This is a genomic window from Mesorhizobium sp. L2C084A000, from assembly GCF_000502875.1.
Lineage (GTDB): Bacteria > Pseudomonadota > Alphaproteobacteria > Rhizobiales > Rhizobiaceae > Mesorhizobium.
In genome coordinates this window covers 225,205-251,039 of the sequence record NZ_AYWX01000001.1, presented here as the reverse complement: position 1 = coordinate 251,039, position 25,835 = coordinate 225,205, and the positions used below count along the sequence as shown (strand labels likewise).

The following is a 25,835-nucleotide window of genomic DNA, read 5'->3' as shown; positions in this document are numbered from 1 at the left end:
GTATGGCTGAGCCGTGTTTCGATCAAGCGCCCGCGCGCAGGCGGCGTCGATGCTCAGAAATAACCGCTCGACGCGGCCGTGGCTTCCTTCGGGATTTCGACGCCGTCGACCAGGATCTTGTCGACCAGTTCGTGGTGGAAGCAGACCAGCCCCTTGATGCGCTCTGCCTCGTGCACCGGTTCCGGATAATACCAGACGAGGTTCTCGTGACGTTTGGCCTTCGTCGTCACGTGATAATAGCTGGAGATGCCCTTGTAAGGACAACGCGAGATGTAGCGGCTGGGCGCGAACATATCGAGCCGCGTGTCGGCGATCGGCAGATAGTGGCGCACCGGATGGCCGGTCTCGAACAGGAACACGCCGCGGCGTGAATCGGCGACCTGTTCGCCGTCGAGGATGACCTGCACGCGCCGCGACGACGGCAGGCAGTCGATCCGGCGGAACGGATCGCGGGCGTGGACGAAGATCTCCTCGTCCTCCTCGAACCAGTGGCCCATCTTGCTCCAGGTGAACGACATGTAGTCCGATATCGGCGGACAGCCCTTGACCGGATCGAGATAGCGCCAGGCCGCATCCTCGACCAGCGTGATGCCGGTGTTGAGCGAATAGTGGGTGGCTGTGCCCTTGAACGGATCCTCTGTCGTGGTCTTGCTCGGCAGCAGGAATTCCTCGCGAACGTCGCCGATCGGGAAATAGTAGACCGGCAGGTGATCGGATTCGTAGAACACCAAGGCATTGGTCGTATCGGCCACGGTCATCGACCCCACCTGCACACGCAGTCGCTTCTGCGTCGGCATGGTGAAGGCTATGTAGCCCGGCTCGAATTCATACTGCACGAGGGTGTCCAGCAAGGGAAAATGCGGCCCACGGCCGCGCAAATGAGGCTTGCGAATGGTAGTCTCCCGTTTTGTTTCTTTTGTCATCGGGCGTTGGGGCACGATCAGCTCAACGACACGCGGTCGAGCAGCAGGCCGGCCGCGATCGGCGGCAGGCCGCTGACATTCTTGCGCACCGGCACCAGCAGATCGGGGAAATAGCTGAAGATGACAGGCGTCTCGTCGAGCAGCAGTTTCTGGATGTCGGAGGCGGCGGCGCGCTGCGCGCCGACATCGAGCGCCTTGAGATAGCTGGTGACCATGCCGTCATAGGCCGGGCTCTTGAAATGCGCCGCGTTCCACGGGCCGTCGCTGACCAGCGGGCTCTTGAGAAACACGTTCGGCACGCTGCGATGCGCGTAGTCGGTAATGCCGAGCGGGCTGTCCAGCCAGTCCGACTGGCCGAACACCGCCTTGCCGTAATATTTGTCCTGGTCCTCGATGTTGAGCGAGATGCGGGCACCGATTTCCTTGGCGAAATTCTGGAACAATTGCGCATAGCCCGGAATGTCGGAATAGCGCAGCGTGGTCAGCGTGATGTCGAAGCCTTCGGCGAGACCCGCCGCCTCGAGCAACTGCTTGGCCTTGGCGATCTCCTGGACGCGTTGCGGCACCGACTTGTCGGTCGCAGGGAAGGCCGGCGCGAACGGGCTGTCATTCCCGGTCGCCGCCATGCCGCGGCACAAGCCGTCGACCAGCTTGGAGCGGTCGATGCACAGCGCCAGCGCCTGGCGTACGCGCTTGTCGGTGAACGGGCCGGTGTCGCAGCGCATGTGAAGCTGGCGGTGCGCGGTCGAAGCGACACGCAACACGGTGATATCAGGACTGTTCAGCACGACCTGGCTGACATCGAGCGGAACAGCATCGAGAATGTCGACCTCGCCCGCCTGCAGCGCCAGGATGCGCGGTTGCACGTCACCGTAGAACTTGAACTCGAGCCGGTCGGGCAGCGCTTTCTCACCCCAATAGTCTGGGTTGCGGATGAAGGTCGCGCCGACCTTCGGCGTGTAGGTCTCCAGCCGGAACGGCCCGGTGCCTTCAAACGTCTTTTCGTAGTCGCCCTTGTAGCTCGCCGGCAGGATGACGGCGTTATAGTTGTCGATCGACACCGAATAGGGAAAGCTGCCATTCGGCGCATCGAGATGGAAGGCGACGGTGTGGTCGTCGACCTTCCGGGTGCCGCCCTTCGACAGCAGCCCCTTGAACACCGACAGCGCGTTGGAGGCACCGTTGGGGTCGGCCAGCCGATCGAAGGTTGCGACGACGTCGTCGGCCTTGAAGTCCTCGCCATTGTGGAATTTCACGCCCTTGCGCAGCTTGAAGGTCCAGATGCTGCCGTCCTCGTTCGGCGCCCAGCTTTCCGCCAGCACCGGCTTCAAGGTGAGGTCCGGCTGCGTGATGCAGAGAAACTCGGCGGTCTGGAAAACCAGCTGATAGCTGCCGCTGTCATAGTAGGTGACGGGATCGATGGCGCCGCCCGGCGTCGCCACGCCGGCGCGCACCGTGCCGCCCGGCTTGCCCTCGGCGCGTGCCTGCTGTGTACCGAAGCCAACTGCTGCGACAAGGCTGCCCAGGAACGGCAGGGAGAGGCCAAGCACGCTGCCATGGCGCAGGAAGTCGCGCCGGCCCATCCTGCCGGCCAGCAATTCGTCGACAGCGGAATTTTCGATTGCAGTGAGCGTTCTGCGAGCGTTGTCGATCATCCGGAAATGCTTGGGCATGGCTGGATTCCTCGCTTGTCTTGGGATTCAGTCATCTAGTTCATTGTTGACTGCCGCCGGAAAGCGATATTTTTTGATAGGGGTCATCGAAATTTTCGATGCAAGAGGTGGGTATGGACACTGAGAATCTGCGCAGCTTTCTCGAAGTCGCCACCCATGGCAGCTTTACCGTCGCGGCCAGCCGGCTCAACCTCGCCCAGTCCACGGTCAGTGCGCGGATCAGGGGACTGGAGGATCAGTTGGGACGCCGGCTGTTCGTGCGCGACCGCGATGGCGTCACGCTGACGCCGGCCGGCCGGCAATTCCTGCCGCACGCATCGTCCATCACCCGCACCTGGGAGCAATCACGGCAGGATATCGCCGTTCCCGATGGCTACGAAACCTTGCTGCGGCTGACCGCGCCGGCCTATCTCTGGGACCGCATCACCTCGCCCTGGGTCGAGTGGATGCGCGCCAGGCGGCCGAACGTGGCGCTGCGGCTTGAAGGCAGTTTCCCGGATCTGGCGATCGACCAGCTGGCAGAAGGCCTGCTCGACATCTGCATCCTCTATCTTCCGCGACCGCATCCCGGCATTGTCTACGAGACGCTGGCCGTCGATCAGGTCGTGCTCGTCCAGCACGCCGCACAGACCAAGCCATGGACCGAAAACTATATCCTGATGGACTGGGGACTGGAATTCCGCATCGAGCACGACCGCGCCTTTGCCGGCATGGTCAAGCCGGCCATATCGGCCGGGCTGGTCTTCATCGGCCTCCAGCATGTCCTGTCGCAGCAAGCCGCCGCCTATCTGCCGCTCAGCGCCGTCAGCGGCCATATCGAGCGCGGTGAGATGCGGCGCATCGACAACACACCGGTATTCCAGCGGCCAATCTACCTCGCCTATCCCTCGAATCCCGTGTCTTCGGATGTCCTGGATGTCGCGCTCACCGGGCTGCGCACGCTGGCCAGGGACTGGGCTGAAGTTCAGGGCTTTTCGGAAGGTGACCGTTCCCTCGGCATGGCCGGGCAGATCTGACCGGCCAAGCCACGCGAGCGACAGCGCTATGCCGGCTCGGTTGCGACCGCCCTCTGCAGCCTAGCCAGTTCGGCGTAAGGAATGTGGCAGCGGATCGAATGGCCGGGCTGGGCTTCGCTGAGTGGCGGCTCCTGCTGTTCGCAGATCGGGCCGATCTTGCGCGGGCAACGCGTGTGGAACACGCAGCCCGACGGCGGGTTGGTGGCGCTGGGGATTTCGCCATCGAGACGAATACGCGCCGTCTCGGTCTGGTCGAGTTTGGGCACGGCCGACAGCAGCGCTTCGGTATAGGGATGATGCGGGCCGGAAAAGACGTCTTCCGACGGTCCTAGTTCCATGATGCGGCCGAGATAAAGTACGGCGATCTTGTCGGAGAGGTAACGCACCACGGCAAGGTCGTGCGAGATGAAGATGTAGCTGACGTCTTCCTTGGATTGCAGGTCGGCGAGCAGATTGAGGATCGCTGCCTGTACCGACACGTCGAGCGCCGAGGTCGGCTCGTCGCAGACGACGATGCGCGGATCGCCAGCGAAGGCGCGCGCGATGGCAACGCGCTGCTTCAGGCCGCCCGAAAGCTGGCGTGGCTTGACGGCAAGATGCCGGTCTGTGAGCCGCACCGAGCGGACGAGGTCGTTGAGACGAGCCTCCAGCGCCTTGCCGGAGAGGCCCGCCAGCCGCTTCAGCGCGCGGCCGATCAGGTGGCGGATCGAATGCGAGCGGTTGAGTGCGGAATCCGGATTCTGGAAGACGATCTGCATCGCCTTGATCTGGTCGTCGCTGCGGTTCTCCAGCCGTGGCGCCAGCGCCTTGCCTTCCAGCTCGATGGTGCCGCCGTCGTCGGGCGGCACCAGGCCGAGCAGCAGCCTGGCGAAGGTCGTCTTGCCGCTGCCGGACTCGCCGACCAGCCCGAGCGTTTCGCCGGGTCGCAAATCGAGCGACACGTCCTTGACGGCGCGCAGTGCATGGCCATGGCTGGCATAGGTCTTGTTCAGTCCGGCGACGCGCAGCACCGGTGCGGCTGCCGCCTTTGGTGCGGGCGCCACATCGCTCGGTGTCGCGCGCGGCAGCGCCTGCGCCTTGTCGTGATGGAAGCAGCGCGACAGCCGGCCGCCCAGATCGTAGAGCGGCGGCAATTCGTTGCGGCAGCGGTTGTCGGCGAGCGCGCAGCGATCGGCGAAGGCGCAGCCCTTGATGTCGGCACCAATGCCGGGCAGGAAACCCGGAATGGTGTCGAGCCGGCCCTGATCCTTGCGTTGGCCACCGCGCGGCAGGCAGCGCAGCAAGGCTACGGTGTAGGGATGGCGCGGATCGTTGAAGACGACCTCCGTCGGCCCTTCCTCGACCAGCATGCCGGCATAGAGCACGCCGACCCGGTCGCACATGTTGGAGACGACGGCGAGGTTGTGGCTGATGAACAGGATCGAGGCCGACAGTTCCTGCCTGAGCTGTGCGATCAGGTCGAGCACTTCGGCTTCCACCGTCGCATCGAGGCCGGTCGTCGGCTCGTCGAGGATCAGCATCGAGGGATCGTTAGCCAGCGCCATGGCAATCGCCACGCGTTGCTGCATGCCGCCGGAAAGCTGATGCGGGTAGCGCTGCATGACGCTGACGGGATCGGAGATGCGCACGCGGTTCAGCATCGCAATCGCCCGGTCGGTGGCCGCTTGTCCCGAGATGCCGCCGAGTTCAAAAATCTCGGTCAGCTGACGGCCGACGCGGATCGATGGGTTCAGCGCCTTGCCCGGGTCCTGATAGACCATGGAGACGCTTTCCGCGCGCGCCCGCCTGAGCGCCTCGGCGTCCAGCTTCATCACATTCTGGCCATCGAGGGAGATGGCGCCGCCGGTGATCGAACCGTTTCTAGGAAGATAACGCACGACAGTGAGCGCCACTGTCGACTTGCCGCAACCGGATTCGCCGACCAGACCGTAGGCTTCGCCCTGGCCGATGCTGAGGCTGAGGTTGCGCAGCACGGCGCGATTGCGGCCGGCGACGCGGTAGGCAACCGAAAGATCGGTGAGTTCGAGTGCGTTTCCGGCCTTGGCGGAGTTAGTCATTGAGCGCTCCGTGAACGCCGTCGGCCGCCAGATTGACGCCGATCACCAGCGAAGCGATGGCGAGCGCATCGAACAGCACCGTCCACCAGAAGCCGCCGCCGATCATGCCGTAATTGTTGGAGATCGACAGCCCCCAGTCGGGCGAGGGCGGCTGGATGCCAAAGCCCATGAAGGAGAGCGTGGCGACGGCGAAAATGGCATAGCCGAGCCGCACGGTGGTTTCGACCAGGATCGGCGGGATGACGTTGGGCAGGATCTCGACGAACATCGTATGCAGCGCACTTTCATGCCGAAGCTGTGCGGCGGCGACATAGTCGAGTTCGCGCTCGGCCAGCACCGCCGAGCGCACGGTGCGCGCGATGATCGGCGCGAAGCTCAGGCCGATGACGACGATGACGGTCGTCTTCGAGGTGCCGAGCGCAACGATGGCCAGCAGCGCGACGATGACCACCGGGATCGCCATGAAGGCTTCCAGGATGCGGCTGACGACATCGTCGACGAGACCGCGAAAATAGCCGGTAAGGAGGCCGAGCGCCGTGCCGGCCACTGTCGCCAGCAAGGTTGCCAGCGGTGCGACGGTCAGGATGTCGCGCGAACCGACGATGACGCGCGAGAAGACGTCGCGGCCGATCTGGTCGGTGCCGAACCAGTGTTCGGAAGAGGGCGGCGCCAGCGCGTTGATGATGTCGTCCGCAAGTGGATCATAAGGTGCGAAATGCTCGCCGAACAGCGCACAGGCAACCCAGAACAGCACGATGGCGAAACCGACAAGGAAGGTTCGCGAGCGCAGCAGGGAGTAAAAGACCTCCGCCAGGGGGCCGTGCCGGCGCATGTCGCCGGGGTTGGGGGAGGTGGTCTGGACGGCGCTCATTGATCTGACCCCAGCCGGATGCGCGGATTGAGCACGGAATAGAGGAAGTCGGCGACAAGGGTGGCCACAGCATAGACGATGCCGATGGTGAGAATGCCGGATTCCAGCGTCGGGAAATCCTTGCCGCGCGCGGCGGTGAAGATCAGCGAGCCGATGCCCTGGTAGCGAAACAGCGTTTCGATGACGACCAAGCCGCCGATGAGATAGCCGGTCTGTGTCGCGATGACGGTGATGGTCGGCAACAGCGCGTTGCGCAGCACATGCCGCCAGATCACCGTGCGCCAGGGCAGGCCTTTCAGCACGGCCGTTCGCGTGTAGTCGGAATCGAGCGCCTCGATCATGCCGGAGCGTGCCATGCGGGCGATGTAGCCGAACAGCACCAGGAACAGCGGCAGCGAGGGCAGGATCAGGTAATAGAGCTGCGTGAAGAAGCCGGCATCGCGCGGCCATGCGGCCGAGATCGGCAGCCAGCGCAGCCACACGCCGAAGATCAGGATCAGGATGATGCCGGTGACGAATTCCGGCAGCACCGTCACCGACAGGCCGCCAAGGCTGATGATGCGATCGAGCGGCCGGTTGAGGTTGAGCGCGGCAACGACGCCGCCGAGGATGCCGATCGGCACCACCAGAACGAAGGCGACCGCCGCCAGCTTCATCGAATTGCCGAGCGCATCGATGACGAAAGGCGCGACCGGCGAGCGGAAGATGTAGGACGTGCCCATGTCGCCCTGGACGAAATTGGAGATCCAGCTCCAATACTGCGTCAGCAGCGGACGATCGACACCGAGCGTGTGATTGAGCGTGTCGACCGCGCGCTGGTCTGCGAACGGACCCAATATTGCGCGCCCGACATTACCGGGCAGCACCTGGCCGCCCAGGAACACCATGATGCTGAGCAGGAACAGCGTGACGAGCGACAGCGAGACACGCCGGACAAGGAAGGAGAGAATGGCTAGGACTCCTTGTGGAGCCAGCCCCCATGCGGGAGCTGGCTGTTAGAGGATTGGCTTTTCCTTTCCGCTCAGGCCTTCGATGCCTTATCGAGGAACAGCTGCGACATGGCGGTCGGCTGTACGCCGGCCACGCCCTTCGCCGTCGCCGTCAGATAGTCGTAGAAATAGCCGAAGATGACAGGCGTTTCCTCGAGCAGCAGCTTCTGGATCTTGCCGGCGTCGGCCTTCTGCGCCTCGAGATCGAGGGCCGCGATGTAGCTGGTCGCCAGCGCGTCATAGTCCTTGTTCTTGAAGTGTGCCGCGTTCCAGGTGCCTTCACTCTTCAGCGGTGCCGCGAGATAGACATTCGGCACGCCGCGGTGACCATAGTCGGTGATGCCCATCACCGAATCCAGCCAGTTCGACTTGCCGAACACCGCGTCTCCGTAATAGCCGCTCTGGTCGAGGATATTGAGGTCGAGTTGAACACCGATCTCCTTGACCCAGTTCTGGATGAGCTGGGCGTATTCAGGGATTTCTAGGTAGCGTTCGGTGGTCAGGGTTATCTTGAAGCCCTGGCCAAGGCCGGCTGCTTCCATGAGCTGCTTGGCCTGGGCGATATCCTGCTTGCGTTGCGGCACGCTCGTATCGGTCGAAGGATAGACGGCGGCGAATGGGCTGTCATTGCCCAGAGCGGAGCGTCCCTTCATGAGGCCGGCGGCCAGCTTGTCGCGATCGAGGCAGAGCGCAATGGCACGGCGCACGCGCGCATCCTTCAACGGGCCCTCGTCGCAGCGCATGTGCAGTTGCTGATGGGCTGACGACTTCAAGCTGATGATGTCGACGTTCGGATCGTTGAGCAGAGCGACGCCGGCCAGCACCGGCATCTGGTTGATGATGTCGACCTGGCCGCCCTGCAGCGCCAGGATCTGCGGCTGCATGTCGGTGAAGAAGGTGAACTCGGTGCGTTCCGGCAGCGCCTTCGGCCCCCAATAGTCCTCGTTGCGGACGAAGGACGCACCGACCTTTGCCGTGTATTTCTCTATTCTGAACGGCCCGGTGCCGTCGAAGCTCTTTTCATAGTCGCCCTTGTAGCTCGCCGGGATGATGACGGCGTTATAGTTGTCGGACGACAGCATGTAGGGGAAGTTGCCGTTCGGCGCATCGAGGTGGAATTCCACCGTGTAGTCGTCGACCTTCTTCGAGGCGCCCTTCTGCAGGATGCCGGTGAACACCGACAGCGCATTGGACGAATTGGCCGGATCGGCAAGGCGGTCGATGCTGGCCACGACATCGTCGGCTTTCATCTCGCCGCCGCTGTGGAATTTTACGCCTTTGCGCAGCTTGAAGGTCCAAACGGTGCCATTGTCGTTCGGCTTCCAGCTTTCGGCCAAGGCCGGCTGAAGAACGAGGTCAGGGCCGTCGACGCAAAGGAATTCGGCAACCTGCTGCATGACCAGCAGGCCGCCTGCGTCAGCGATGGTGACCGGGTCGATTGTCGCTGCCGGCACGCTGCTGGCGACGCGGATGGTGGCGCCGGGCGCGCCTTGGGCGCGCGCCAGCGACGGCATGCCGCTGAGGCCGGCTGCCATGCCGATACGGCCCAGCAGCGGCAGCGACAGGCCGAGCAGGCTGCCGTGACGGACGAAGTCGCGGCGGCTGACACGACCGTCGACAAGGCCGTCGATCAGGTGATTTTCAAGCGGCGTGCGATTGCGCCGGATCAGGTCGAGAATGGTGTAGTTCTTGCTCATGGGTTTTTACCCTTTCCCCTATTTCTTATGGTTGACGAAATTTCGTGGATTGCTCCATTTCGGATCGCCAGAGAGGCCTGTCGATCGGAATCTTAGCATGCGGTTTTGCCCGGTATCTAGTCGTGGCACGGACGCGCCGGATTGCTGGCTGCACTGCTTCCATCGTCTTTGTCCAACCTTCCCGGCCGAAGTCGCGGTGGTTGGCTTCTCGTGCCTGGCCGTCGGTCTTGCCGTCATCTAGTTCAGCGGCAAACGGCGATAGGTTCCGGGCTTTGCCGGGTCATGATACTTGTTGCACGGTCCTTTCTCGGTAAAGTCTCTGTGACAGGCAGCGAGGTTTTCGCGCGATAAGGTGACGCCGAGACCGGGACCTTCCGGAACGCGCACGAAATTGTTTCTCGGCGAAAACGGCCCTTCCTCGGTGACATCCATCGGCAGCATGCGAAACAGCGACTGGTTAGGCTCCCTGATCCAGCCTAGTGCCGCGCACAGGTGCAGATAGGCGGCACTGCCGATGCCGCTGTCACCGCTGTAGCACCAGAAATCGATGCCGGCATGCTCGCAGGCGCCGACGAAGCGCAACAGCCGGCCTATGCCGCCATGCGTCGTCGGGTTGCCGACGAAGGCGTCCGGCACCTTGGTTTCCATGGCGCGCGCAATGTCGATGTTGTGGGTCGAAAACGGGATCGAGCAATGGCGCCGCAATTCGCGCATCTCCTCGATCGTCGCCACCGGATCCTCCCAGTTGCGCACGCCGAGGTCTTCCAGCGGCCGCGCTAGGCGACGCGCGGTGCTGAGCGAATAGGCCTGGTTGGAATCGATGCGGATCATCGCATCGTCGCCGAGTTTCTTGCGGATCAGCTCGACCATCCTGAGCGAGATTTTCGGATCTTCGGTCGAGAACTTGCCTTCGAAGAAGGTCGTTCCATGCGTCTCGTGCAATTCGACGCAATAGTCGGCGACTTCCTCCGGCGTCGTCTCGCCCTTCACCTTTGGCCCGTCACCGCGCAGCGAAAAATAGTCGGTGAACGGGATGTCCTTGCGCACGGCGCCGCCGAGCAACTGGTAGAGCGGCTGGTTCCACGCCTTCCCGCGCAGGTCCCACAAAGCCATCTCGATGGCGCCGAAAGCCATGATGCGGGTGCGGTCGTTGATCGACTGCACGCCGGTCCAGAAGGGCAGGCAGACATGCTCGGCGCCGGCGATGTCGAAGGCATCGCGCCCGACCAGCCATGGCGCCAGGACATCGTTGATGATCGCGGCCGCCGCCGGCGTCGGCGCTTCGCCGAGGCCAATCAAGCCATCCTCCGTCTCGACTTCGACGATGGTCGGCGAAAATCCGTCGAGTTCGCCGAACACCCAGGCATAGGGCGCCTCGAGGCGCAAATTGATCGGCGTGGCTTTGATCCCGCGGATTTTCATCTCAGCGGCCGACCACGAAGAAAGGCTTCCCGAGCAAATCGGGAACGACATCGATGCCAAGGCCGGGGCCATCTGGAACGCCCATGCGGCTGCCGGTGACCGGCGGCATGTTCGACGCCGTGCGCACCGTCACCCATTCATGGAAGGCGATCGCATGCAGCCGCCGCTCTTCCGGCGTCGACAGCGATAGATGCGCCATCGCCGCCGTGTCGATCTCGGCGCCGCCCGTGTCCTCGACCGTGATCATGAAGCCGAGGTCGACGGCAACGTCGCGGATCTGGCGCGTCTTCGTCACGCCGCCAAGGCGCGAGATCTTCAGGGTCAGCCCGTCGGCCGCACCCAGGCGATGGATTTCCAGCATCGCCTCGAGCGAGGTGACGGATTCGTCGAGCACCATCGGTTTGTCGAGCATGCGGCGCACCGACATGTTCTCCTCGATTGTCGTGCAGGGCTGCTCGAACGTGTAGTCGATGCTGCGCGTCGCGTCGGCAAACTGGCGCGCCTGGTAGGGGGTCCAGCCGGCGTTGGCATCGCAGAAGATGACCGTGCCTTTCGGCACCGAGGCGGCGACCGCGGCGACGCGTTCGATGTCGTCATGGACATTGCCGCCGACCTTGACCTGCAGCCGGTGGAAACCATCCTTGACGATGCGCTTGGCCAGCGCGGCCATGGCGTCGACGCTGCCGTGCGTGACGACCTTGTAGAGTTCGGCCGTCTCGCTCTCCTTGCCGCCCAGCAGCGTTACCAGCGGCACGTCGGCGGCTCGTGCCGCCAGATCCCAGCAGGCCATGTCGAGCGCCGACTTGATGTAGGAATGGCCCTTGAACACCGTATCCATCAGCCGCCCGATGCTTGCCAGCCCGCGCGGATCGTGGCCGATAAGGTGCGGCGCGATTTCGGGCACGCCGGCGCGGGTGCCGGCCGGGAAGGCTGCCGAATAGAAATTGCCGAGCGGCGCCATCTCGCCCCAGCCGGTAAGGCCGCTGTCGGAGGTGATCGACACGATCACCGCGTCGAAAGCGTTGGCCTCGCGCCCCTTCGACATGCGGTATGGCCCGTCCACGAAGGGCTGCACGACATGGTAGGCCTTGATGGTTTCGATCTGCACGTGTCTTGTCCGCTGTCTGTGATGTTGGGAACGGGTCAGGCGCCCCTCGACGGGCGTTGTTCGAGGCCGCGCGCGTAGGCAAGCAACTCCTCGAAATCGAGATCGATGTGCTCCCTGGCATGGCGCTGGGCGGCACGCATGTCCTTGCCCTTCAGCAACCGCACATAGGTTTCGTGAACGTCTTCGGCCGGAACCGGCTCATTGCGGGCATGTTGGTGGAGCGCAAAATACATCTGCAGCCGGCTGGTCAGCCGTTGCCAGGTTTCCAGCAGCACCGAATTGTCGGCCCATTCGTAGATCAGGCCATGCAGTTGCAGCGCGGTTTCGATTTGGCGTGTCGTGTCCAACGCACGGGTCGCCTGCTTCACGGCTTCGTGGCGCCGGTCGAGCTCGTCGAAGAAGCGCTGGTCGCGCAGCGGCCACGCCCGCTCGATGGCCAGCTCGTCCATCACCTTGTTGAACGAATAGGCATCGTCGATGTCCTTGGCTGTGACCTCGATGACAAAGGTGCCGGCATAGGGAATGCTGGTCAGGATGCCTTCCTGCACCAGCTCGCGCATTGCCTCGCGCAACGGCGCGCGGCTGACCCGCATTTGTTCGGAAATCCGCAGCTCGTTGAGCTTCTGGCCGGGTGCGAGCTGCCCGGTCAGGATCGCGCGCCGCAACAGCGCGACGATCTCGGCGCGTCGCGTCGTGTCCGCAATCGGACTGAAATCCGCTTTCGCCATTCGGCCGCTCCCAGGGAAATCGAAAGCAAGACAAGCAGATTGTCGACAATCTAACAAGAGGTCATCTTCGGATTCTTGGGGCCGCTGGCATATTGCCTCTTCGGTCTCAGGCGGCGCGGCCGTAGAAGCCGACGCGCTCCTCGGCGCTAAACATCACGCCGGGCTTCTCATAGTAGGAAAACACCGCGATCATGCGCTCTCGCTCGCCTTCGACGGTGGTGACGCGATGCGCGGTGTTCTTGCCGCGGAAGACATTGAGTGTGCCCGGTTTCATGCACAGGATCTTGGAATCGGGGTCGCGCCCTTCCAGCAGCCTTGCGACGCCGTCATAGTTGGGATTGTCGTCCGACCTCAGATCGGTGCGGTATTCGAGGTCGCCGCCACGCTCCGCTGCCTGCAACAACAGCGTCGTCGTGAATTCGGAACGATCGAAATGCCAGTTCAAAGCCTCGCCGGCGCGATAGGCCATGACGTTGGTACGGGCCAGGGGATCCTGCATGACATGCAATCTGGGCTTGCCCATCGTCGCTGCCAGGAAGCGCAGTAGCGGTTCGTATTCGTAGATGGCGAGCACGACACTGCCAGGAATCTGGTCGGCACAGACGGTGTGACTGATGGTCTCCACCTTGCGCAGCGCCGGATGGTCGGGTGCAAGCTCGGGAATGTCAGGCTTGAAGTAGATGTTGTGCATGCGCTTGTGCGCATGCGAGCGCGCGGCCATCACCGGCTGGATTTCGCGCACGGCTTGTTCCGCCACGCCGGGGCGCAAAAACCCTTCCAGATTGAACATGCCGTCGGCTTCGAGCGCGGCGACGGATTGTTCGACAAGGCGCTGCCATTCGGCGCTGCCTTCGCGGTCGAGCGGATAGCGGTTGAGATCGAGGATGTCTTTCATCGTCATGGCTCCGAAGGTTGTGAGCTTATGAGACGGCAAAAAAATCTTTCTCTCAACGTCGAAAATAGTTAGGATTGGCTAAGAAAAACTTACGGACTCGATGTGGAACGGTTGCCGCCGCTGAATGCGATCAAGGCTTTCGAGGTTGCGGCGCGTGCCGGCAGCTTCACTTTGGCCGCCTCTGAACTCGGCGTATCGTCGGCGGCGGTCAGCCAGCAGATCCGCAACCTCGAGAGCTGGTTCGGCAAGCAGCTGTTTGTGCGTAGCGGCAATCGCATCGCGCTCACCGACGCCGGCCACGCCATCTATCCGCAGACAGCGAAAGCTTTGGGAGACATCGCCACCATAGGCCAGCGCATGCTGGAGGGCGGGGTGCGGACGCGTCTGGTCGTCAGTGTGCCATTCTCGTTGGCCGAACTGTGGCTGGCGCCGAGGCTGGCGGTACTTCTCGATGCCTTTCCGCAGATGGCGATCGACGTTCGGGTCGAGGACGATCCGGTCGACCTGATGCGCCAGAACATCGATCTGCGCATCAGCTATGGCGACTATCACTATCCCGGGCTGAAACTTGTTCGTCTCGTCCATGACGATGTCCTGCCGGTCTGTGCACCGGAATTCTGGCACCGGCACGGCAATGGCGATCCCAGTCTGGCGGATTTGCACGAGAGCCAGTTCATCCACACCAATTGGGGGCCGAACTATGCCTCGCACCCGACCTGGGCGGACTGGTTCGCGGCATCCGGCGGCAGTCGCTCGCCCGACCCGTCGCACGGGCGGCGCGTCGGCCTGTCCAGCCTGGCGATCGCCTCGGCAAGACTGGGTCTGGGCATCGCCCTTGGCCAGCGGGTCATGGCGCGCGCCGATCTGGAGGCCGGTCGGCTGATTGCGCTCTCCTCCGTCTCGGTGCGCCTCGGGCATCCCTACTGTGCGTTTATGCCGCCGGCCAAGGCCGACCGCGCCGATGTTGCCGGTCTGGTGGAACTGCTCAGTCGAGCGGCGCCCGCGACCTGTGGGAAGGTCGGGNGACCGCGCCGATGTTGCCGGTCTTGTGGAACTGCTCAGTCGAGCGGCGCCCGCGACCTGTGGGAAGGTCGGGGCGCCGCGCTGAAGCCGGGTCCTGACGGGGGTGTTCAGGTGGCCGGCTTTTCCGGTATCGGCGATACAGGCGCTCCGGGTCCGATCTTCTGCAGATTGCCCGTGATCACCTGGTCGCCCTCGGCGACGCCGCTGAGGATGGCGACCTGATCGCCGCTCGTCGGTCCTAGCGAAACCAGCCGCTGGTCGACGGTGTTGCCCTTGCCGACGACATAGAGATATTTGCCGAGCTGGCTCGAGCCCAGCGCCGTCTGCGGCACCATCAGCGCGTCGGCCTGCTCTCTCACATGCAGCCGGACACGAACATATTGGCCCGGCAGCAGCGTGAACTTGCCATTGCCGATCGTCGCGCGCGCGGTGATGGTGCCGGTCGAGCGGTCGATCGAATTGTCGATGAAGGTAAGCTCACCCTTTTGGCTGGCCTCGGTCTGGCCGGGGAGCAGGACCTCCACTTCGATCGGGCCGTTCGCACGGGCTTGCTCGATCTCGGCCAGATCCGTCTCGCTCGGGTTGAAGGTGACGTAGATCGGATCGAGTTGCACCAGCGTGTTCAGCACGGTGCCGGCAACGCTGACCAGCGTTCCGACCGAAGCTTGGTTGCGGCCGAGACGCCCGGCAAACGGCGCCCGGATTTCAGCGTAGCTCAGATTGAGCTCCGCCGTGCGGACCGCCGCTTGGTTGACCGCCAGCGACGCCTGCGCTTCGCGCAAGGTGCTGGTGCGCTGGTCGAAGCCGTCCTTGGCGAGGTAGCCGCTCTTGGCGAGCTCGGTGCCGCGACCGAGATTGGACCGGGCATAGTCGAGCGTCGCCGTGTCGCGCTGCACTTGCGCCTTGGCCTGGTCGAGAGCCGCCTGGAAGTCGTCAGGCGAGATCTTGTAGAGAAGGTCGCCTTGCCGGACGTCGACGCCGTCGGCTGCGGTCTGCTCCTGCAGATAGCCCGGAATCCTGGCCTGCAAGGTGATGCTGCGGATCGGTTCCGTCCGCGCGGCATAGTCCAGGTAGATCGGGATCGTCTTCTTGACGACACTGACCACCGGCACAGGCATGACGAATGCCGCCGGAGCAGGCGTCGCCGCGGCCGTGCCGGCATTGAGGCTGAGATTGCCCATGTCGAGCAGATGGACGCTAGCCACCGAGATCGCTCCCAGTGCGACAGCCGTTCCCAACGCGATTTTCCATTTACGCATGATCAGTCTCCAATCTTATTCGGCCGCTTCCGCCAGGGGCGGGATAGCGTGCTCAGTCGTTGGTTCATTGTCTTGAGAGGCGAGCTCGTCACTGCCGCGGCGTTCGCGCAGCTGTTCGATGACCGCGTAGAACACCGGCACGAACACCAGCGACAGGATGGTCGCCGCGACCATGCCGCCGAACACGGTGGTGCCGATCGACTGCCGGCTTGCCGCACCGGCGCCGGTCGCAAACATCAGCGGCAGCACGCCGAGGATGAAGGCGAAGGCCGTCATCAGGATCGGCCGCAGCCTGAGCCGTGCCGCCTCCATCGCCGCGTCGACGATGCTGAGGCCTTCCTCGCGCCGTCGCCTTGCGAATTCGACGATCAGGATCGCGTTCTTGGCCGCCAGGCCGATCAGCATGACGAAGCCGATCTGCGAGTAGACGTCGATCTGCATACCGCGCAGCAACAAGGCCACGAAGGCGCCGAACAGGGCCAGTGGCACCGCCAACAGCACCATGAACGGCATCGCCCAGCTCTCATACTGCATCGCCAGGATCAGGAAGACGAAGACGATGGCGAGGCCGAAGACGACGGACGCGATCGATCCTGCCTTGAGCTCCTGGAAGGTGATGCCGGTCCATTCGAAACCGAAATCCCTTGGCAGCGCAATGGCAGCGGCCCGTTCCATCGCGGCAACCGCCTGGCCTGAGGAAAAGCCGGGTGCGGCACCGCCATTGATCGAGGCCGAGGCATTGTTGTTGTAATGCGGGACGGTCTCCGGGCCGACGAAGGGCACGAGTTTGCCCAGCGTCGAGAGCGGCACCATGCCGCCGGAGGCATTGCGCACATAGAGCCGCGAAATGTCGGCGGCACCCGCACGTGCATCCTTGTCGGCCTGGATGGTCACCCGGAAGGTGCGGCCGAACAGGTTGAAGTCGTTGACGTAGAGCGAGCCGAGATAGATCTGCAGCGTGTTGAAGACATCGGGCAGGTTGAGGCCGAGCAGTTTGGCCTTGCTGCGGTCGAGGTCGTAGTTGAACTGCGGCGTCGAGGTCGAGAACGGCGAGAACAGCTGCTGCGGGTTGATTTCCGGCTGCTTGCGCGCCTCGGCAATCACGGCTTGCGTCGCATCGTTGAGGGCTGAACTGCCGCGGCCGGTCAGATCCTCGACGACGAATTCGAAGCCGCCTGTGGTGCCGATACCCGGGATAGACGGCGGATCGAAGCTCAGCGCGAAAGCTTCCGGGATCTGCATCAGCTTGCCGCGCACATCGGCGACGAGCTTCGACGCGCTCTGGTCGGGGCCGCGCTCCTCCCAGGGCTTCAGGATGGCGAATTCGACCGCCGAATTCGACTGCGCCGCACTGGTCAGGAAATTCAGGCCGCTGATCGAGCCGACAATCTCGACGCCGGGCGTCGCCTGCAGGATGTCGCGCGCCTTCTGCGCCACCGCGTCGGTGCGTTCCAGCGACGCGCCGTCGGGCAACTGGATGACGACGAAGAAATAGCCCTGGTCCTCGACCGGAAGGAAGGTCGAGGGCAGCCGCTGCCAGACGAAGTAGGTGGCGACCAGGCCGGCCGCGAACAGGCCGAGCATGATCCAGCGCAAGCGGATGAGAATGCGTACGCCATTGGCGTAGGCGTGCGATAGCCTGTCGAAGCCGGCGTTGAACCAGCGGAACGGGGCGAACTGCGTCTCGCCGCGATGGCGCAGGAAGGCCGCACTGAGCGCGGGACTGAGCGTCAGTGAGTTGAAGGCGGAGATGCCGACGGAGATCGCCACGGTCAGCGCGAACTGGTTGTAGAGCTTGCCGGAGACGCCGGGAATGAAGGCGACCGGCACGAACACCGCCATCAGCACCGCGGTGGTGGCGATGATCGGTCCGGTGACCTCGCGCATTGCGGCCTTGGTCGCCGCAAGCGGCTTGAGCCCGGCCTCCAGCTGTCGTTCGACATTCTCAACCACGACGATGGCGTCGTCGACGACGAGGCCGATCGCCAGCACCATGCCGAGCAGGGAGAGCATGTTGAGCGAGAAGCCGAGCATCTCCATGACGACCAGCGTCGCCACCAGCGACACCGGAATGGCGATGGTCGGGATGATCGTCGTGCGCCAGCTTTGCAGGAAGAGGAACACCACGGCGACGACCAGCACCAGCGCTTCGCCGAGCGTGATCAGCACGTCATGCATCGATGCCGAGACGAAGCGCGTCGTGTCGTAGTGCATTGCATAGGACACGCCCTTCGGGAAGCGGCCCGACAGCTCCTGCATCTTGTCCTTGACGCGCTGCTGCAGATCGAGCGCGTTGGAGCCGGGCATCTGGTAGACGGCAAGCACCACCGTCGGGTCCTTGCCGAAGAAGGCCGACGACGAATATTGCAGCGCGCCGAGCTCGATGCGGGCGACGTCGCGCAGCCTGACCAGCGAGCCGGTGTCGGTATTGGCGCGCACGACGATGTCGCCGAATTCCTTTGGATCGCTCAACCGGCCAACGGCGTTGACCTGCATCTCGAAGGCGGTGCCGGCGGGTGCCGGCGATTGGCCAATCTTGCCGGCCGCCACCTGGACATTCTGCTCGGCGATGGCGTTCTGCACATCGACGGCGGTGATGCCGAGATTGGCGAGCTTGTCGGGATCGAGCCAGACGCGCATCGAATAGCGCCGCTCGCCGAAGATCTGCACATCGCCGACGCCGGGCAGGCGCTTCAGCGGATCGACCACCTGCAGATAGGCAAGATTGCTCAGCGCCACCGGATCGACTGAACTGTCGGGCGAAGTCAGGTTGACGATGAGGACGAAGTTCGGGTTCTGCTTCTTGATCGTCACGCCGCCCTGGTTGACGATCGCCGGCAGCGACGAGGCGGCCTGCGAGACGCGGTTCTGCACGTCGACGGCGGCGGTGCTCAGCGAATAGCCGACATCGAAGGTGATGGTGATGGTCGAGGAGCCGTCATTGGAGCTCGTCGACGACATGTAGGTCATGCCCTGCACGCCGTTGATCTGCTGCTCCAGCGGCGTCGTCACCGTGTCGGCCACCACTTGTGCGCTGGCGCCTGGATAGTGGGCGCTGACCACGACCTGCGGCGGCGTGATGTCGGGAAACTGCGAGACGGGCAGCAGGAAATAACAAATCGACCCGGCGAGCACCATGATGATGGCGATCGCGGAGGCGAAGATCGGACGGTGGATGAAAAAGTTTACCACGAGACGCAAGCCTCCCCGGCTGCTCTTGCCCGCCCGAAGGCGCTGGCGACGCTGGACAGTCTTTGACCGCGCTTGTCACCGAGGTCGTCCCGCGAATGCAGCAACGGCACCTCGTTGCGCTGCGCATCGGCAAGCGAGCGCAGCATCGTCTCGAAGGCGCGCGGGTCGACGCCATCGGCTTTCATGACCAGCCGGATCATCGGATCCCGGACGGCCTCATCTATGGTAAGATCGCGGCGCTGTGGCATTGGCCGGCTCCTTGTCTGTCGATTCGCAGCACATGCTCGCGAACCGTTTTCATCTTTTCACCGGCCGAGGCCGCATGATTGGCAGTTTCTCGCCCCTCTCGTCTGGCAGGGCCGTTCACGGCCTTGTTATTGACGGTGGACGATATAGGTGTTACCAGTAAGTAACATTCTGGAAGTTACAGACCGGTAACACCCTAGTCAAGAGGTGGCCGAGGGTTTTTTGGAAACGAAAGGAGATCATGATGACAGACGGCATCGTGGAGCGCTCTCGTCCCCGGGATCGGATCCTGGAGACAGCACGCGACATGTTCCACAAGCATGGCATCAAGGGCGTCGGCGTCGACGCCATCACCGAAGCTGCCGGCACGAACAAGATGACGCTCTATCGTCACTTCGAATCCAAGGACGAACTGATCGTCGAATGCCTGCGCGCCAATGCGGCCAAGGCCGGCGCTATGTGGGATGCGTTCGATGCCGAATTTCCTGGTGACAAGCTTGCCCAGCTGCATGCCTGGGTTCGCAAGGCGGCTGCCATGCTCAATGCGGACGGGCGCGGCTGCGACATGGCCAACGCCGCCGCTGAACTGACCGAGCCGGACCATCCGGCCAGGCTGGTGATCAAGGAACTCAAAGAAGCCCAGCGCGAGCGCCTTGTGACGCTATGTCGGGACGCGGGCATCGGCCAGGCTGAACTGCTCGCCGATACGCTGTCGCTTCTGCTCGAGGGTGCGCGGGTTAGTGTACAGACCGTGGGTTCGGAAGGTCCGAGCACGCAGTTCGTGCGCATGGCTGAAGGATTGATCGCTTCTTTCCGGGGCGCCGCCGCCGGTTGACGGGACCCGTGGCCTGTCAACGTGCGTCATTCCATCTGCGATGACTGGGCGTGCTTTGGTGTCGCTGTACCGCCATTCCTGCCGGCCAAACGAAAAAAGCCCGCTGCCGGGAGGAGATGGCAGCGGGCTCGATTTTCGAATGTGGCGCGGGAGGAGGTGCACCCCATTCAGCGTCGGCATCGCATCTGGGAGGAGTAGATGGCCGACAACCAGAACCTACGAGTTGCCCAACGATTCGGCAACAAAGAAACTTGCATAGCTGCTGTGCAGATTTGCCGTGCCAATTATCGTACAAATCCGGAAACCCGGTTTAGCCAAGCCATTTCGCATTACTGCACGGGGACGTTTTCCCTGAAGATCAAGCGCGGTTCGATGAACTTGCGCGTCAGATAGGGTGCCGAGGAGGCAATCGAGCCGAGCAGGCGAATGACCGACTGTTCCGCGATCAGCCTGGCATTCTGGTCGATGACGACATCGAGCAGGTCGTCGACGAGATGACCACGCGTGTCCTTGGTCAAGTCGTGGCAGATGAACACCGGCTTGCGGTTCGGCCTGGCCTCGCGGATCGCCTTTGCAACGCCCGAATGCCCAGCTCCGACGCAATAGATGCCGAGCATCTCCGGCTCGTCGTGCAGCGCCTTCATGGTCTCGGTGTAGCTGGCATCGGGCTCGTCGTTGACCTCGACGGCGCTGCTGACGGTCAGATTGGGAAACTCCTCACTGAGCACCGAGCGGAAACCCATTTCGCGTTCCTCGTGGCCGCGATAGGAACGTGAGCCGACGACCATCGCCAGATGACCGATTCGGCCGCCAAGGAAGCGTCCCATCAGCAGCGCCGCCGTTCGTCCCGCCACCCGGTTGTCGATGCCGACATAGGCCGCGCGCGGTGCCGCCGGAACATCGGACACCAGCGTCACCAGGCGCATGCCGGCATCGACGATGTCGTGCAGGATGTTGCGCGTACGCGGATGATCGACGGCGATGACACCGACGCCATTGGCCCTGAGCGAAAGGTTTTCGACAGCGCTCTGCAGCGCGTTCGGCGAGATACCGGCGAGGTTATGGATCCGGCACGAGGCAACAAGCGGCAGGCGCGCGGCGTAGTCCTCGATGTGCCCGGCGAGATCGCGCATGAAGGCATTGCTGCCGATCGGCAGCAGGAATTCAAGGTGGGCGGGCCGCGAGGGTAGCGTCACCTGATCGGCGACCGGCAGATAGCCGACTTGCTTGGCCGCCTCCATGACGCGCTGGCGGTTGGCCGCACTCGCACCCGGCCGGTTGTTGAGCACCCGGTCGACCGTTGCGGTCGATAGCCCGCAGCTACGAGCGATATCGGAGACAGTGGCTTTCATGCCGTAACCCACAGCCCGCAGCTACGAGCGATATCGGAGACAGTGGCTTTCATGCCGTAACCCACATGCTGCAATCCTGTTCGCCATGCGATGGCGCGTCAGACAAGCGATGCGATCTGAGGTGACGGGTGATTGCCGCCCATCACCATTCTCAGTGCGATGGCTTGCCATCGGCGATGGCATCGCGGATCTCCTTGTCCGACATGCCGGTAATGATCCGTTCGACCTCCGCCACGCTGGTCTTCTTGGGGTCTATGTCGTCAGCAACCACCTTGCCCCGGCGCATGACGACGATGCGGTCGACCACCTGGAAGACATGGTGGATGTTGTGGGCGATGAAAATGCAGGAATGGCCGGAATCGCGGGCGCTGCGCACGAAGCTCAGCACACCCTGTGTTTCGGCGACGCCGAGATTGTTGGTCGGCTCGTCGAGAATGATCAGGTCGCTGTCGAAATGCATGGCGCGCGCGATCGCCACCGCCTGGCGCTCGCCGCCGGAGAGCGAGCCGATCGGCGTCGTCGGCGGGATGTTCTTCGAGATGCCGACCTGCTTGAGCAAGTCGCGGGCAACCGTGTTCATCGCGTCCTGGTCCATCCGGTTGAGAAAGCGCGGCGACTTGATCGGCTCGCGTCCGAGGAACAGATTGCGGGCGATCGACAGTTGCGTGACCAGCGCCGAGTCCTGGTAGATGGTCTCGATGCCGTGGGCGATGGCGTCGCTGGTGCTGCGCAGGCTCACCTTGTTGCCGCGGATGAAGATGTCGCCGCTGGTCAGCGGAACGGCACCCGAGAGCACCTTGATCAGCGTCGACTTGCCGGCGCCATTGTCGCCGAGCAAGCCGACGATCTCCCGTTCATTGACGTGGAAATTGGCATCCTCCAGCGCCTGCACGCGGCCGTAGGACTTGCGGATGTTCGTCATGCGGATCAGTGGCTCGGCCATGGTTCAAGTCCCTGCCTGATGCCGGCGTTCCAGCCATGAATGCAGCGCCATCATGCCAAGGATGATGGCGCCGATGAAGATGTTGTAGGCAAGACCGGGCACGCCGATCAGCACGATGCCGTTGCGCATCACGCGCAGGATCAGGATGCCGAGCACGGTGCCGATGATCGTGCCGCGCCCGCCGGTCAGCGCGGTACCGCCGATCACCACCATGGCGATGACTTCCAGTTCATAGCCGGTGCCGCTGTTGGGGTTGGCCGCCGAGGTGCGCAGCGACGAGATGACGCCGGCAAGCGAAGCCATGACCGACGACAGCACTAACAGGCCGATCTTGACGCCGCTGACATTGACGCCGCGCGCCCTTGCAGCACTCGGGTTGCCGCCGGCCGCCTGGATCCAGTTGCCGGTGCGGCTTTGCGTCAGCACATAGCCGAGCGCGATCGCCGCGGCGATGAACCAGAACAGCGACATGTAGATGCGGAACGGTCCGATGAAGAAATCGCCGACCAGCGCTTCGGCCAGCCAGCTGCCCTCCGCACTCCAGGTGCGCTGCGGAAAACCGTCGGTGACGAAAAGGGCGGTGCCGCGCACCACAAGCAGCATGCCGAGCGTCACCAGGAAGGATGGGATCTTGAGCTGCGTCACGAACCAGCCATTGACCAGCCCGATGATGGCGGCGACCAGCAGCGCGGCGACAAAGCCGACCTCAAGGGAGGTCAGGCCGCTGTTGAACAGGGTCCACATCAAGACCGGCGAGAAGCCGAACAGGGAACCGACCGAGAGGTCGAACTCGCCCGACGTCATCAACAGCGTCATCGCCAGCGCGATCAGGCCGAGCTCGACCGTGAAGGCCAGCGTGTTGGAGATGTTCTGCGGCGACAGGAAGTCGTGGTTGAAACTCCAAAAAACGGCGATCTCGACGACGAGCAGCACGAAAGGGCCGAATTCCGGCCGTGCGATCAGGCGTTGGACGAGCGAATGATTTTCCACAGGCAATCCGCGACATGAGTGGAAGGCTGAGCGTTGCACATCGCGTGCGAAGGGCTCGGCGAAATGGAGAGTCAGTCGCGACCGTTGGGCGGCCGCGACTGTTGAGATTGGATGTTACTTGCCGGACAGGATGTCGTCGTAGATCTGCGCGGTGTCTTTTTCGTAGAGCGCGCCGGTGATGACGTTGAAGCCCGGAGGAATGCCGCCGGCGGCCATATTGGCCAGCGAAAGCGCGACATAGCTGGTCGCCTGCGGGTCCTGCCACTGGCCGGCATTGACATAGCCGTTAAGCACTTCCTGGGTGGTGTCGAGCGAGTTGCCCCAGCCGACAACCGGGATTTCGCCCGGCTTGATGCCGACCTGGTCGAACACCCGCTTGATCGAGCCGGTGACGAGATCGCCTAGGCCGATGATCGCCTTGACCTTGGCCTTGTTGGCAGTGAGGTAGTCGACCATGCGGTTGATCACTTCAGCCTGGTCGAGCGTCGCTTCGGTGATTTCATAGGTGATGCCGAGCGGCTCGAAGACGCTCTTGATGCCTTCTTCTTCCTGCACGCCATAGGTGGCGCCGGGGATTTCGACCGGCATCCAGACGAAGTCGCCTTTCTTCACCAGGCCCTTGTCGACCAGGTATTGCGCCCAGTGCTTGCCGAAGGTGACATTGTCGCCGCCGACATAGGCGTTGAAGTCGGCTTTCGGATCAGGCGTGTTGAAATTGATGATCGGCACTTTCGCCGCACGCGCTTCCTTGACGATCTCGATCAGGCTGCCCGGATCAGGGCTCGTCGTGACGATACCATCGGCCTTGGCGGAGAGGGCGGCGCGAACCGCTTCTTGCTGCGAGGCCACATCGCCATTGTGGAACGAGGTGTTGACCGTGTTGCCGGTGTCCTTGGCCCACTGCTTGGCGCCGGCCAGGAAGTAAGTCCAGACCGGATCGGCTGGGCCGCCATGCGAAATCCAATAGAACGTCTTGGCCTGTGCCGCTGCTGGTATCACCATCAGCGCCACCAACAGGCCGTATAGAACAAGTCTTAGCCGTGTCAGCATTTGATTTCCTCCCGTTTGTAGATGGTCAGTTCAAAATCCGTCCCTTGTTCAGCGTCTTTTTGCCAGCGCCGGTTGAATGCGTCAGAGCATCCCCTTTTTCGACGGATGGCAAGCCTCCATCTGCAGGTGTAGTGGGCGCCTGACGGGTCGTCATCAGCGGTCCCATCAGATTGCATCAGTTGAGGTGATTTTCCGACTGTCGGATAATTGGTGTGATTGTTTCGGGTCGCGCGAACGCGGCCTGCGTCGACAAGGGTCACGCCGGCGATCATCCTACGCCCACGGGACCAGGTCCGTAGCGCCCTGGCAGGGCGTCGACGATACCAGTTGCTAGATCAGATCGGCTCTGGCTAGCTCCCGCATCAGATGGCTGGCGCCATAGGTCCAGTGCGGGCAGTCGGGCGAAAGCCGCACCCGGTTGACCAGCGCACCGAATTTCTCCGACGAGATGGTGACGATGTCGCCGACCTTGTGAGTAAACCCCTTGCCCTTCTCGCCTCGATCCTTGGACGGAACGAACATGGTGCCGAGATAAAGCGCCAGCCCGTCCGGATACTGGTGGTGCGGCCCCATGGCCGCGGCGACCAGTTCCTCCGGCGAGCGGCTGATCTCGGCCATCGAGCTTGCGCCCTCCAACGAGAACCCGTCCTCGCCCTCGACTTTCAGGCGCACGACGGCGCGCTTGACGTCATCGATGGAGAATTTGTCGTCGAACAGGCGGATGAAGGGACCGAGCGAGGCCGAGGCATTGTTGTCCTTGGCCTTGCCGAGCAGCAGCGCCGAACGCCCTTCGACGTCGCGCAGATTGACGTCGTTGCCGATGGTCGCGCCGACGATCCTGCCGCTGGAGGCGGCGATCATGGCGATCTCGGGTTCCGGATTGTTCCAGGTCGACACCGGGTGCAGCCCGACATCGGCGCCGAAGCCCACCGAGGCCATCGGCTGGCACTTGGTGAAGATCTCGGCGTCGGGGCCGATGCCCACTTCCAGATATTGCGACCAGGCGCCGCGCGAAATCAGCTTGGCCTTGATCTCCATCGCTTCGGGCGAACCGGGTTTCAGCTTCGACAGATCGTGGCCGATCAGTCCTGCGATGTCGGCGCGGATGGCGTCGGCTTTTTCAGCCGAACCGCGCGCCTGTTCCTCGATCACCCGTTCCAGCAGGCTGACGACGAAGGTGACGCCCGATGCCTTGACCGCCTGCAGGTCGACCGGGGAGAGCAGGTAGGGTTTTGCTGGATCGCGCCCGGTCTCAAAACTGTTGGCGGCGATGTCATCGAGCGATCCGATCGGTCTGCCCTCGGCCGAGCGGACATGCCCAGCGGGGTCAGCCATCTCGCAAAGGTCTCGCATGGTTGGTGCCGCACGCGAGGTGATGTCGAAGACCGTGCCATCGCGCACCGTGACGACCAGCGGGTATGCGGCATCGCTACCTCTGGCGCGTCCGACAAAAAGGCCCTCGGTGGGCAGGTGGGTCGGGTTCGTCATAGCGCTCTGTCCTCTGAGTGATCGACAATGTGGCGAAGTGATCGTCAATGTGGGCGGCCGGATCGGCGCGGCACTTTC

General features: G+C 63.2%; 22 protein-coding genes. 3 read left to right on the top strand and 19 right to left on the bottom strand.

Translation table 11 applies throughout. From position 1 onward, the window contains the following. Positions 1–53: 53 nt before the first annotated feature. Positions 54–944 (bottom strand): DUF427 domain-containing protein, encoded by an 891-nt coding sequence (locus X735_RS0133420; RefSeq protein WP_164892819.1) that lies wholly within the window; start codon positions 942–944, stop codon positions 54–56. After that, on the bottom strand, positions 941–2,596 hold the full coding sequence (locus X735_RS164305; RefSeq protein ID WP_023808721.1) for an ABC transporter substrate-binding protein: 1,656 nt from the start codon (positions 2,594–2,596) through the stop codon (positions 941–943). Before X735_RS164305 ends, X735_RS0133420 begins: the two co-directional genes overlap by 4 nt. Positions 2,597–2,709: 113 nt before the next feature. Here X735_RS164305 and X735_RS164310 point away from each other — a divergent pair, with 113 nt between their 5' ends. Then, positions 2,710–3,612, top strand: coding sequence for a LysR family transcriptional regulator (locus X735_RS164310; RefSeq protein WP_023808720.1), 903 nt, complete (start codon positions 2,710–2,712; stop codon positions 3,610–3,612). 26 nt (positions 3,613–3,638) lie between these two features. Here the strand turns inward: X735_RS164310 and X735_RS164315 are convergent, their stop codons facing one another. The 8 genes from X735_RS164315 to X735_RS164350 all read right to left on the bottom strand — a co-directional run bounded on the left by X735_RS164315 (position 3,639) and on the right by X735_RS164350 (position 13,379). Continuing rightward, positions 3,639–5,669 (bottom strand): ABC transporter ATP-binding protein, encoded by a 2,031-nt coding sequence (locus X735_RS164315; RefSeq protein WP_023808719.1) that lies wholly within the window; start codon positions 5,667–5,669, stop codon positions 3,639–3,641. Continuing rightward, complete coding sequence (locus tag X735_RS164320) at positions 5,662–6,540, bottom strand: ABC transporter permease (RefSeq protein WP_023808718.1); 879 nt, start codon at positions 6,538–6,540, stop codon at positions 5,662–5,664. The genes X735_RS164315 and X735_RS164320 overlap by 8 nt, the downstream gene beginning before the upstream one ends. After that, entirely contained in the window at positions 6,537–7,490 is a 954-nt protein-coding gene (locus X735_RS164325) for an ABC transporter permease (protein WP_023808717.1), read from the bottom strand. Before X735_RS164325 ends, X735_RS164320 begins: the two co-directional genes overlap by 4 nt. 71 nt (positions 7,491–7,561) lie before the next feature. Next, positions 7,562–9,226 (bottom strand): ABC transporter substrate-binding protein, encoded by a 1,665-nt coding sequence (locus X735_RS164330; RefSeq protein ID WP_023808716.1) that lies wholly within the window; start codon positions 9,224–9,226, stop codon positions 7,562–7,564. A 237-nt stretch (positions 9,227–9,463) separates the two neighbouring features. Next, positions 9,464–10,648 carry a mandelate racemase/muconate lactonizing enzyme family protein gene (locus tag X735_RS164335; protein WP_023808715.1) on the bottom strand — a complete coding sequence of 395 codons (1,185 nt, stop codon included), beginning with the start codon at positions 10,646–10,648 and terminating at the stop codon, positions 9,464–9,466. A 1-nt stretch (position 10,649) separates the two neighbouring features. After that, a complete protein-coding gene (locus X735_RS164340) occupies positions 10,650–11,756 on the bottom strand; it encodes a mandelate racemase/muconate lactonizing enzyme family protein (RefSeq protein ID WP_023808714.1) in 1,107 nt (368 codons plus the stop codon). Positions 11,757–11,791: 35 nt separating this feature from the next. After that, on the bottom strand, positions 11,792–12,484 hold the full coding sequence (locus X735_RS164345; protein ID WP_023808713.1) for a GntR family transcriptional regulator: 693 nt from the start codon (positions 12,482–12,484) through the stop codon (positions 11,792–11,794). 106 nt (positions 12,485–12,590) lie between these two features. Next, positions 12,591–13,379 (bottom strand): 2OG-Fe(II) oxygenase, encoded by a 789-nt coding sequence (locus X735_RS164350; protein ID WP_023808712.1) that lies wholly within the window; start codon positions 13,377–13,379, stop codon positions 12,591–12,593. A 102-nt stretch (positions 13,380–13,481) separates the two neighbouring features. On the opposite strand from X735_RS164350, the gene X735_RS1000000167065 reads away from it, so the two are divergent. Then, positions 13,482–14,624 (top strand): LysR substrate-binding domain-containing protein, encoded by a 1,143-nt coding sequence (locus X735_RS1000000167065; RefSeq protein ID WP_245273040.1) that lies wholly within the window; start codon positions 13,482–13,484, stop codon positions 14,622–14,624. Here X735_RS1000000167065 and X735_RS164355 read toward each other — a convergent pair. The 3 genes from X735_RS164355 to X735_RS164365 are packed head-to-tail and all read right to left on the bottom strand — an operon-like array spanning position 14,510 to position 19,101. Continuing rightward, complete coding sequence (locus X735_RS164355; RefSeq protein ID WP_023808710.1) at positions 14,510–15,661, bottom strand: efflux RND transporter periplasmic adaptor subunit; 1,152 nt, start codon at positions 15,659–15,661, stop codon at positions 14,510–14,512. The genes X735_RS1000000167065 and X735_RS164355 overlap by 115 nt on opposite strands. 15 nt (positions 15,662–15,676) lie before the next feature. Then, the gene (locus tag X735_RS164360) at positions 15,677–18,853 is read right to left on the bottom strand and encodes a multidrug efflux RND transporter permease subunit (RefSeq protein WP_023808709.1); all 3,177 of its coding nucleotides are present in this window, start codon (positions 18,851–18,853) and stop codon (positions 15,677–15,679) included. Beyond that, positions 18,847–19,101 carry a hypothetical protein gene (locus X735_RS164365; protein ID WP_023808708.1) on the bottom strand — a complete coding sequence of 85 codons (255 nt, stop codon included), beginning with the start codon at positions 19,099–19,101 and terminating at the stop codon, positions 18,847–18,849. The genes X735_RS164360 and X735_RS164365 overlap by 7 nt, the downstream gene beginning before the upstream one ends. 242 nt (positions 19,102–19,343) lie before the next feature. On the opposite strand from X735_RS164365, the gene X735_RS164370 reads away from it, so the two are divergent. Beyond that, positions 19,344–19,934: a TetR/AcrR family transcriptional regulator gene (locus X735_RS164370; RefSeq protein ID WP_023808707.1), complete on the top strand. Its 591-nt coding sequence runs from the start codon at positions 19,344–19,346 to the stop codon at positions 19,932–19,934. Between the two features lie 329 nt (positions 19,935–20,263). Here the strand turns inward: X735_RS164370 and X735_RS164375 are convergent, their stop codons facing one another. From X735_RS164375 to X735_RS164395, 6 genes are all read right to left on the bottom strand, one after another. Next, a complete protein-coding gene (locus X735_RS164375) occupies positions 20,264–21,286 on the bottom strand; it encodes a LacI family DNA-binding transcriptional regulator (RefSeq protein ID WP_023808706.1) in 1,023 nt (340 codons plus the stop codon). A 151-nt stretch (positions 21,287–21,437) separates the two neighbouring features. Next, a complete protein-coding gene (locus X735_RS164380) occupies positions 21,438–22,229 on the bottom strand; it encodes an ATP-binding cassette domain-containing protein (protein WP_023808705.1) in 792 nt (263 codons plus the stop codon). 3 nt (positions 22,230–22,232) lie between these two features. After that, a complete protein-coding gene (locus X735_RS164385; protein WP_023808704.1) occupies positions 22,233–23,219 on the bottom strand; it encodes an ABC transporter permease in 987 nt (328 codons plus the stop codon). A gap of 114 nt (positions 23,220–23,333) precedes the next feature. Next, positions 23,334–24,269, bottom strand: coding sequence for a substrate-binding domain-containing protein (locus X735_RS164390; protein WP_023808703.1), 936 nt, complete (start codon positions 24,267–24,269; stop codon positions 23,334–23,336). Then, a complete protein-coding gene (locus tag X735_RS1000000168535) occupies positions 24,263–24,529 on the bottom strand; it encodes a hypothetical protein (protein ID WP_155930534.1) in 267 nt (88 codons plus the stop codon). Before X735_RS1000000168535 ends, X735_RS164390 begins: the two co-directional genes overlap by 7 nt. Positions 24,530–24,599: 70 nt before the next feature. Then, positions 24,600–25,757 (bottom strand): fumarylacetoacetate hydrolase family protein, encoded by a 1,158-nt coding sequence (locus X735_RS164395; protein WP_023808702.1) that lies wholly within the window; start codon positions 25,755–25,757, stop codon positions 24,600–24,602. Positions 25,758–25,835 lie beyond the last annotated feature (78 nt).